Source organism: Streptomyces sp. SID5785 (assembly GCF_009870065.1).
GTDB lineage: Bacteria > Actinomycetota > Actinomycetes > Streptomycetales > Streptomycetaceae > Streptomyces.
Window position 1 is genome coordinate 1 of the sequence record NZ_WWIA01000403.1, and the last position, 8,283, is coordinate 8,283.

General features: G+C 69.2%; 9 protein-coding genes and 3 pseudogenes. 7 read left to right on the plus strand and 5 right to left on the minus strand.

What is annotated here, in order from left to right; translation table 11 throughout:
- Together GTW43_RS13360 and GTW43_RS13365 are read left to right on the plus strand one after the other, a co-directional pair.
- A pseudogene (locus GTW43_RS13360) lies at window positions 1-159 on the plus strand (iron-containing redox enzyme family protein); the annotation flags it as partial.
- Window positions 156-395, plus strand: a complete 240-nt coding sequence (locus GTW43_RS13365; protein WP_161301885.1) for an HAD family hydrolase — start codon at window positions 156-158, stop codon at window positions 393-395. The pseudogene GTW43_RS13360 and the gene GTW43_RS13365, both read left to right, overlap by 4 nt.
- On the opposite strand, the gene GTW43_RS13370 is transcribed toward GTW43_RS13365, so the two are convergent.
- The 3 genes and pseudogenes from GTW43_RS13370 to GTW43_RS38015 form a co-directional block, all read right to left on the minus strand.
- On the minus strand, window positions 356-1,315 hold the full coding sequence (locus tag GTW43_RS13370) for a TIGR03557 family F420-dependent LLM class oxidoreductase (protein ID WP_161301886.1): 960 nt from the start codon (window positions 1,313-1,315) through the stop codon (window positions 356-358). The two genes, GTW43_RS13365 and GTW43_RS13370, sit on opposite strands and share 40 nt — an antisense overlap.
- A 10-nt stretch (window positions 1,316-1,325) precedes the next feature.
- Entirely contained in the window at window positions 1,326-1,931 is a 606-nt protein-coding gene (locus tag GTW43_RS13375; protein WP_343245993.1) for an isochorismatase family cysteine hydrolase, read from the minus strand.
- A gap of 143 nt (window positions 1,932-2,074) precedes the next feature.
- Window positions 2,075-2,257, minus strand: a pseudogene (locus GTW43_RS38015) (alcohol dehydrogenase catalytic domain-containing protein); the annotation flags it as partial.
- Window positions 2,258-2,399: 142 nt separating this feature from the next.
- Here GTW43_RS38015 and GTW43_RS13385 point away from each other — a divergent pair.
- The 5 genes from GTW43_RS13385 to GTW43_RS13405 all read left to right on the plus strand — a co-directional run bounded on the left by GTW43_RS13385 (window position 2,400) and on the right by GTW43_RS13405 (window position 7,444).
- Window positions 2,400-2,666: a hypothetical protein gene (locus tag GTW43_RS13385; protein WP_343245994.1), complete on the plus strand. Its 267-nt coding sequence runs from the start codon at window positions 2,400-2,402 to the stop codon at window positions 2,664-2,666.
- Between the two features lie 80 nt (window positions 2,667-2,746).
- A complete protein-coding gene (locus GTW43_RS13390; RefSeq protein ID WP_161301888.1) occupies window positions 2,747-4,267 on the plus strand; it encodes an aminotransferase class I/II-fold pyridoxal phosphate-dependent enzyme in 1,521 nt (506 codons plus the stop codon).
- Between the two features lie 94 nt (window positions 4,268-4,361).
- Window positions 4,362-4,802 (plus strand): CBS domain-containing protein, encoded by a 441-nt coding sequence (locus GTW43_RS13395; RefSeq protein ID WP_161301889.1) that lies wholly within the window; start codon window positions 4,362-4,364, stop codon window positions 4,800-4,802.
- A gap of 28 nt (window positions 4,803-4,830) precedes the next feature.
- Complete coding sequence (locus GTW43_RS13400; protein WP_161301890.1) at window positions 4,831-6,933, plus strand: catalase; 2,103 nt, start codon at window positions 4,831-4,833, stop codon at window positions 6,931-6,933.
- 79 nt (window positions 6,934-7,012) lie between these two features.
- Entirely contained in the window at window positions 7,013-7,444 is a 432-nt protein-coding gene (locus GTW43_RS13405; protein WP_161301891.1) for an SsgA family sporulation/cell division regulator, read from the plus strand.
- A gap of 150 nt (window positions 7,445-7,594) precedes the next feature.
- Here GTW43_RS13405 and GTW43_RS13410 read toward each other — a convergent pair whose 3' ends face one another.
- Both GTW43_RS13410 and GTW43_RS13415 read right to left on the minus strand, forming a co-directional pair.
- The gene (locus tag GTW43_RS13410) at window positions 7,595-7,894 is read right to left on the minus strand and encodes an ABC transporter ATP-binding protein (protein ID WP_161301892.1); all 300 of its coding nucleotides are present in this window, start codon (window positions 7,892-7,894) and stop codon (window positions 7,595-7,597) included.
- 175 nt (window positions 7,895-8,069) lie between these two features.
- Window positions 8,070-8,283, minus strand: a pseudogene (locus GTW43_RS13415) (aminoglycoside phosphotransferase family protein); the annotation flags it as partial.

Sequence of the window (8,283 nt, forward strand, 5' to 3'; positions counted from 1 at the left end):
CTGGCCGCCGAACCCGACCTCGACGCCGACGTCGCGTTCGGCGTACGTGCCACCGGCTTCCTCGAGGACCGTCTCGCCGACAGGCTGCTGACCCGTTGGCGGCAGGGGCGCACCGCGCTGCTCCTCCCCCTGACGGCACACGAACGAGCGATGCCGTGACCTCCCGCGCGGCTGTCCTCGACGTGGGAGATTCGGTGTGGGACATGAAGGCGGCACGGCGCGCCGGTGTCACCCCGATGGCGGTGCTGAGCGGCGGGGTGTGCGGGTCCGCACTGGAGGCGGCAGGTGCGGCGCAGGTGTACCGGGATACGGCGGACCTGCTGTCCGGCCTGGACAGCAGTCCGTTCGGGCGTGCTCAGGACGAGCGGAGCGCCGGCAGCACCTCGCTGCGGTAGAAGTCGAAGAATCCCTGCTGGTCCGGGCCGATCTGGCCAACGTAGACCTCGTCGAACCCGGCCTCGACGTAGGCCGACAGCGCCCGCGTGTGTTCTCCGGCGTCGTCGCCGCACACCGCGCCCTGGGCCACGGCCTGTTCGGTGACGAGCGTCGAAGCCTGCTCGAAGTGTGCGGGGCTCGGCAGCACTTGCCCCAGTTCGCCGGGCAGGAACTGGGTCGGCCACAGCCGGTGCACCGTCTTGACCGCCTGGTCACGGTCCGTGCCCCAGCACACCTTGAGTCCGCCGAGCACGGGCTTCTGTCCGCCTCCCGCCCGGCGGAACTGACCGACCAGCTCCTCGTCCGGCGTCATGGTGACGAATCCGTCACCGATGCGCCCGGCGAGCGCAGCCGCCTTGGGGCCGAAGCCGGAGACGTAGAGGGGCACAGGCTGGTCGGGGACCGTGTACAGGCGGGCGTTCTCGACGGTGTAGTGCCGGCCTCGGTGGGTGACCTCGTCGCCGGTGAGCAATTCGCGGATGATCTGGAGAGCCTCTTCCAGCATCTGCATGCGCACATCCGCATCGGGCCACACGTCTCCGAGGATGTGCTCATTGAGGGCCTCTCCGGTTCCCACGCCGAACCGGAAGCGATTGCCGGTGAGGACGCCGGAGGTGGCAGCCGCCTGGGCGTTGAGGGCCGGGTGCATGCGGACCGTGGGACAGGTGACGAACGTCGTCACGGGCAAGGACGTCACCTGCGCGAGAGCGCCGATCATCGACCAGACGAACGGACTCTGACCCTGGGCTTCGGTCCACGGGTGGAAGTGGTCCGAGATCGCCAGGCACTCGAAGCCGGCCTGTTCGGCGGCCCGGGCCTGGTCCAGCAGGTTGGCGGGGGTGAACTCCTCGCTCGCGAGAAAGTATCCGTAGCGTGCCATCACGTACTCCTCAGGTGAGTGTCTCGCGTTCTCTCCATCCCCCTTGCGCCCGCTCACACGTGGTGAACACGACGTCCGCTCCCGCGAGCACACGCGCGCCCATGTTTCTGCGCATCATCTCCATCGCTGCGTCCGCGAGTTGCGGGTGGATGGTGGCGACAGCATCAGAGACGACGGTCACGTCGAGGTGCCTGATGTGGGCGTCGAGCGCCGAATACAGCACACACTGTTCCGTGACCTGGCCGCACAGGACGACGTGCGTGACGCCGAGCTCCCACAGCAGATAGGCGAGCGGTGTCTCGTAGAAGATCGAGTGCCGGGCCTTGACGACGAACAGCGAGTCGTCGTCCGGGGTGACGGGCTGCACCAGGTCGGCGTGCGGACCGTCCAACGCCGCCCGGACGATCTCACCGTGATGAGAACGCCACTGCCCGAAGTTGTCGTTCGCATACACCACGGCCGTACCCGCCGAGCGTGCGGCGGCGAGCAGATCGCCGACCACCGGCACGATCTTCCGTGCGGAGGGCAGGAGCAGGTCCGCGTCCTCGTGGTCGTACGTGTGGATCATGTCGATCACGATCAGCGCGGTCCGTCCGGTGGCGGTGGGCTCGCTCACGGCTTCAGGAGGGTCTTGACCATGCCGCCCTCCTTGGCCTGGAAGATCGCGTAGGCCGCGGGTACTTCTTCCAGGGACAGCCGGCGCGTGGCGAAGCCGTCGACGCCGAGCGGGTCCTCGTCGGCGAGGTGAGGACGAATCGTCTCGTGTCCAAGAATGTCGCCGGGGTCGAGATAGGGGCGGAAGACCTCGTACAGATGCAGGTCTGAGCCGCACAAGCCGGTGGTCGTCACCTTGCCGACGATGTCGTCCGGCTGCTCGATCCCGGGATCGGGAACCTGGTCGACGCGTACGTTGCGCCGACCCTGCCACGTCACAGCACGCATATGGACGCGCCTCCTCCGGTCTGGTGAGACACCCTGCGTACCCCGGGAAGGACAGGTGATGCGTGCGGTCACGCAGCCGGGGGACATACGAGGCGCCGAGCAGGGAACTCGTGACCCCGCGACAACGGACCAGGAGGAAGCCGTGCACGAACGAGCGAACCGCCCCGTGCGGCCCGAGGGGCCGACGCCCAAGGACATGCAGGACCAGCAGGCAGGAACCGGACGGGATCCGTGGGATCCCGTCACCGAGGAGTCTCAGGAAGCCGGCCGTGAGGAGCCAGACCGGCGCGACGAAGAGCCCGAGGACGTGCCCGAGACCGACGAGGCCGGATCGGGACGCCGCGGCGGACGCCCACACCCAGGAAGCCCCAACCCGGACCACCCTGTGCCGGAGGAGCCCTCCGGCTGAGGCGGGCGGACGACGCACGCACCCGCACCACGAGGGCCACTTGTCCGGTTGAACATCGTCGCGCGGGGAACCCGGCGCGCATGCCCCCCGATATGGATCACACCAGGGCTCCCGTCCTCGAGGCGATGGCCGAACACCGTCGGCTGTCGAGGCTCGATTTCACTCCGCCCGGACACAAACAGGCGCGCGGCGCCGATCCAGCCGTCCGTGAGGTACTGGGTGACGCCGTGTTCCAAGGCGACGTCCTTGCCTCCGGCGCCCTCGACGACCGGCGCACGCGCGGCCACGTGCTGGAACGCGCCGAACGGCTGATGGCCGACGCGGTGCACGCCGAGCACACGTTCTTCTCCACGTGCGGCAGTTCACTCTCCGTCAAGGCGGCCATGCTGTCCGTCGCGGGGCCGCACGAGAAGCTCCTGGTGGGCCGGGACGCTCACAAGTCCGTCGTGTCGGGCCTGATCCTCTCGGGCATCCGGCCGGTATGGGTCGAACCCCGCTGGGACACGGAGCGCCACCTCGCGCATCCTCCGGCCGCCGCTGACTACGAGCGCTCCTTCGACGCACACCCCGACGCGAAGGGCGCGCTCGTCACCAGCCCGACCCCGTACGGCAGTTGTGCATCCCTCGGCACTCTCGCCGAGATCTGTCACCGCCGATCCTCCCCACTGATCGTGGACGAGGCCTGGGGCGCCCATCTGCCGTTCCACTCTCGTCTCCCGTCGTGGGCCATGGACGCCGGGGCCGACATCTGTGTGACGAGCATTCACAAGATGGGCAGCGGGCTCGAACAAGGCTCGGTGTTCCACCTCCAGGGCGGCTTGATCGACCCCGCCCTGCTCGCATCGCGCGCCGACCTGCTCGGCACCACCAGCCCGTCCGTCCTCATCTACGCGGGTCTGGACGGCTGGCGGCGACAGATGGCGCTGCACGGGTCCGAGCTGCTCGGCCGCGCGCTGGACCTGGCCGCGGACGTACGGGCCGAGATCGAGAAACTCGACGGTCTGCACGTGAACGACCGGACGGACTTCGGCGGGCCCGCGCTCGCCGATGACCTCGACCCCCTGCCAGTGGTCATCGACGTGAGCGGCCTGGACACCACGGGGTACGCGGCCGCGGACTGGCTGCGCGCACGCCGCTCGGTGGACGTCCATCTGAGCGACCATCGCCGGATCAGCACCCAACTGACCCACGGCGACGACCACGACACCACGGACGTACTGCTCGACGCTCTGCAGGCCTTGACCCGAGCGGTCGGAGCTCTCCACCCTGCGCCACGGGTCGAGGTCCCGTCTCCGGACGAACTGCGGCTCGAACAGGTCGACCTGCCACGGGACTCCTACTTCGGCCCGTTCATCGACGTGCCGTGGACGGATGCCGCGGGCCGGACTGTGGCGGAGATGCTCACCCCGTACCCGCCCGGCATTCCGGCCGCGCTCCCCGGCGAACGCCTTGAGGAGCCAGTGCTCCGCTATCTGCGCTCCGGCGTCACCGCCGGAATGAACGTGCCGGACGCCGCCGACCCGCGCCTCGACACGGTCCGAGTCGTGCGCACGGAAGCCGACGCCCCGCTCGCCGACCCGGCGCGCCGACCCCACGACTGACTCCGTGTACGAGCGCCGGGCGCGGGTACTCGGCGGCCGTCCGACACGCCGCGGCACCCCGGCACCACGCGGCCACCGAAACGCGAGGCACTTCATGGCACACACGGTCCGCGACGCGATGACCGAAGGCGCGATCGCCGTGCGGCCCGGCACTCCCCTCACGCACGTCGCCCGGATCATGCGCGACGAGAACATCGGCACCGTCCTGGTCGCCGACGGCGGGCGACTGATCGGCCTGATCACCGACCGGGACATCGCCCTGCGCGCCGTGGCCGACGGAGCGGTTCCTCGGTACGTGGACGTAGCCGACCTGTGTACGAAGGATCCCGTCTGCGTGGACCTCGACGACGGGACGGACCGGGCCACGGCGCTGATGCGTCGCCACGCGATCCGCAGGCTGCCTGTGACGAGCGGTGACCGGCCTGTCGGCGTGATCAGCATCGGCGACCTCACCGAACAACACGATCCGCATTCCGCCCTGGCAAAGATCTGCAGGGCCGCGCCCAGCCCGGACCACGGGCCCGTACGGCGCTGAGAGCCCTCCCGAGACCGAGGAGCGACCGATGACCGACCCCAAACAGGAACAGCGCGACGCGGCACGGGCGGCCGACCCGGCCGCCGGCCCACTCACCACGGACCAGGGGGTGACGCTCGACCACACCGACGACTCGCTCACGGCAGGCGAGCGCGGGCCCACCCTGATGGAGGACTTCCACTTCAGGGAGAAGCTCACCCGCTTCGACCACGAGCGCATTCCGGAGAGGGTCGTGCACGCCCGGGGCGCGGGCGCCTACGGCTGGTTCGAACCGTACGCGTCCTGCGCGGAATTCACCCGGGCCGGATTCCTCCAGGACCCGTCCGTACGCACTCCCGTGTTCGTGCGCTTCTCGACCGTCCAGGGGCCGCGCGGGTCGGCCGACACCGTGCGCGACGTCCGCGGCTTCGCCACGAAGTTCTATACACAGGAAGGCAATTACGACCTCGTCGGGAACAACTTTCCTGTCTTCTTCATTCAGGACGGCATCAAGTTCCCCGACTTCGTGCACGCGGTGAAACCCGAGCCGGACACCGACATTCCCACGGGGGCCTCGGCTCACGACACGCTCTGGGACTTCGTGTCCCTCCAGCCCGAGACACTGCACGCCATCATGTGGCTGATGTCGGACCGGGCGATCCCACGCAGCTACCGGATGATGCAGGGCTTCGGCGTGCACACGTTCCGGTTCGTCGCCGCCGACGGCCACGGCACCTTCGTGAAGTTCCACTGGACTCCCACGCTGGGCGCGCACTCCCTCGTCTGGGACGAGGCGCAGGAGTGCCAGGGCCGCGACCCGGACTTCAACCGGCGTGACCTGTGGGACGCCATTGCCGCCGGCGCCTGCCCGGAGTGGGAGCTCGGTGTGCAACTCGTGCCCGAGGAAGACGAGTTCGCGTTCGACTTCGACCTGCTCGACGCCACGAAGGTCATCCCGGAGGAGCAGGTCCCCGTCCGGCCGATCGGCCGGATGGTCCTGGACCGCAACCCGGACAACTTCTTCGCCGAGACCGAACAGGTCGCCTTCCACACAGCCAACGTGGTGCCGGGCATCGATTTCACCAACGACCCGCTGCTCCAGGCCCGGAACTTCTCCTACCTCGACACGCAGCTGATCCGTCTCGGCGGGCCGAACTTCGCCCAGATCCCCGTGAACCGGCCGGTGGCCCCGGTACGGACCAACCAGCGTGACGGATACCACCAAGGGGCGCTGCACACCGGAACCAACTACTCGCCGAACTCTCTCGGCGGGGGCTGCCCGGCCCTGGCCGGTCCCGAGGCCGAGCAGGCCTACACACACCACGCAGAGCGTGTCGACGGCGCCAGGATCCGCCGCCGCAGCCCCAGCTTCGAGGACCACTACAGCCAGCCCGCCCTGTTCTGGAACAGCATGGCTGACTGGGAGAAGGAGCACATCGTCCAGGCGTTCCGCTTCGAGCTCGGCAAGGTCGGGACGCAGGAGGTGCGGGCCCGCACCGTCGACCAGCTGTCCCATGTTGACCGCTCCCTGGCGATCGACGTGGCCAGGGGCGTCGGAGTACCCGAGCCGCCGGACCGCACAGCGCCGAACCGGGGTGGCCCCACCTCCCCCGCCCTGAGCCTTGAGGCGCTGCGCGGCGACGGCTCGGTGCGTACCCGGCAGATCGCTGTGCTCGTCTCCGACGGCGTGGACCACGCCGAGGTGGAGTCCGTTCGTGACGAAATGGCCTCCAAGGGTGCGGCCGTCGAGGTGATCGCGCCGGCTGACGGCACGGTCACCGGGTCCGACGGCGAGCGACTGTCCGTCGACCGTGCCCTCCCCACGGTGGCGTCCGTGCTCTACGACGCGGTGCTCGTACCGGGCGGCCCGGTCGGAACACCCGGACTCGCCACCGACCCGGATGTGGTGCGTTTCGTACGAGACGCCTACCGGCACGGCAAACCGATCGCCGCACTCGGCTCGGGGGTGGGCGTGCTCTCCCGCGTGGTGCCCGACGAGATCCGCACCTCGACGCAGTCGGGAACGGCCGTCTCTGACCAGGGCGTGGTCACGGACGCTACGCCGGGCGTCGCGCAGGCGGAGTTTCTGCGCGCGTTTGTCGACGCGGTCGCGGCCCATCGGCATCATGGGCGCCCACGGGTGCAGGCCTGACGCGCGCCGTCCACCACGACACCCGACCCTACTTCGGAAAAGCGTGATCACCGTGTCCGCACCGCTCACACACGTGTCCGTGACACCGCACCGGTCCGCCACGCTGAAACACGACGCCGCCCTGCTCAGAGAGGGACTTTCCGGACTTCCGTCCGCTTTCCTCGGTCTGGAACTGCACTACACCGCGCTCGACCCCTTCGCTGTGCGCATCACTCTGGAAGTCGACGGCGCGTCGGTGCGCTGGGTCCTCTCCCGGGAGATGTTCGTCCAGGCGCTCGACGGCCTGGCCGGGGACGGCGATGTCGCGGCCTGGCCCGTGCTCCACGGGGCCGGCGCGCCCGACACCCTCCGCCTCCGCCTGGGCCCCGCCGACGGCTACGCCGTGTTGGAGGCGGACCACGACGTGGTAGCCACCTGGCTCAACGTCACGCTACGGCTCGTACCACCGGGCACCGAAGAGGCGTACATCGACTGGGACGGCTTTCTCACCGACCTCGCGGGGGACGTCTGACGCGCCTCCCCCGGACACCGCCCACCGCACTGGCCGAGCGCTGACGGCAACTCCCAGCAGCTGCACTCGATCTCACCGGGCGGGACTGGCCGGCGGCCGAACTGGCCCGCCCGGATCCCCGGACTGCGCTTCGGAGCGGAGACGGGAAGGTCAGAGTCTCCCTGTGCGATCCCGCGGAAACCTGGGCTGCTGGAGGCTGGCACCGGCTTCTCCGTCCTGGTGCGGTCCCGCCTCACCGGCAGCGAATGGCGCCTGGCGCCGGCCCTGGGACAGCTTGCACAGCTCGGCAAGCGCGCCCCCGGAGTCGAGGAGTTCTTCGAAGGTGCCCGACTCGGCGACGCGGCCTCCAGCGAGCACGATGACGCGGTCCGCGATGCGCGCGTTGTCCACGTTGTGGGTGACGAAGAGGGCGGCCTTACCTGCGGCGAGCTTCTTGAACCGGCTGATCACAAGGTGCTCGGCGCGGGTCGAGAGTTATCTATAGCTGTCAATTGACGGTCCGAGTTGAAAGGCATGGTTGCCCCCAGGCACGTAACGCATGTCTGAGGTCAGTTCGACCGCTGCGCCGTGCCGGGATGCCGCACACGGCGCAGCGGATCGGAATCAGCAGCCCTCTGTCTCGAGCTCAGCCCAGCTCGTAGCGATCGAGTGCAGTACGAACATGATTGAGCCCCGCCACTCTCCAGTGGTCCCGGTCAGGCATCTGGTCTGCCCGGCGCCAGCGCCAGGCCGAGAACATCGCCCAGTTCAGGGCGCGGCACTGGTGAATCAGGCCGTGGTCAGCCCCCAGATAGTGCATCGCCACTTCTTCGGGTGCATGGGCGAGGTCGAACTCGATC

Excerpts from the sequence above, each read along its gene's own strand:
- GTW43_RS13370 (WP_161301886.1), bottom strand. The coding sequence starts at position 1,315 with ATGGCACGCTACGGATACTTTCTCGCGAGCGAGGAGTTCACCCCCGCC.
- GTW43_RS13390 (WP_161301888.1), top strand. The coding sequence starts at position 2,747 with ATGCCCCCCGATATGGATCACACCAGGGCTCCCGTCCTCGAGGCGATG.
- GTW43_RS13395 (WP_161301889.1), top strand. The coding sequence starts at position 4,362 with ATGGCACACACGGTCCGCGACGCGATGACCGAAGGCGCGATCGCCGTG.
- GTW43_RS13400 (WP_161301890.1), top strand. The coding sequence starts at position 4,831 with ATGACCGACCCCAAACAGGAACAGCGCGACGCGGCACGGGCGGCCGAC.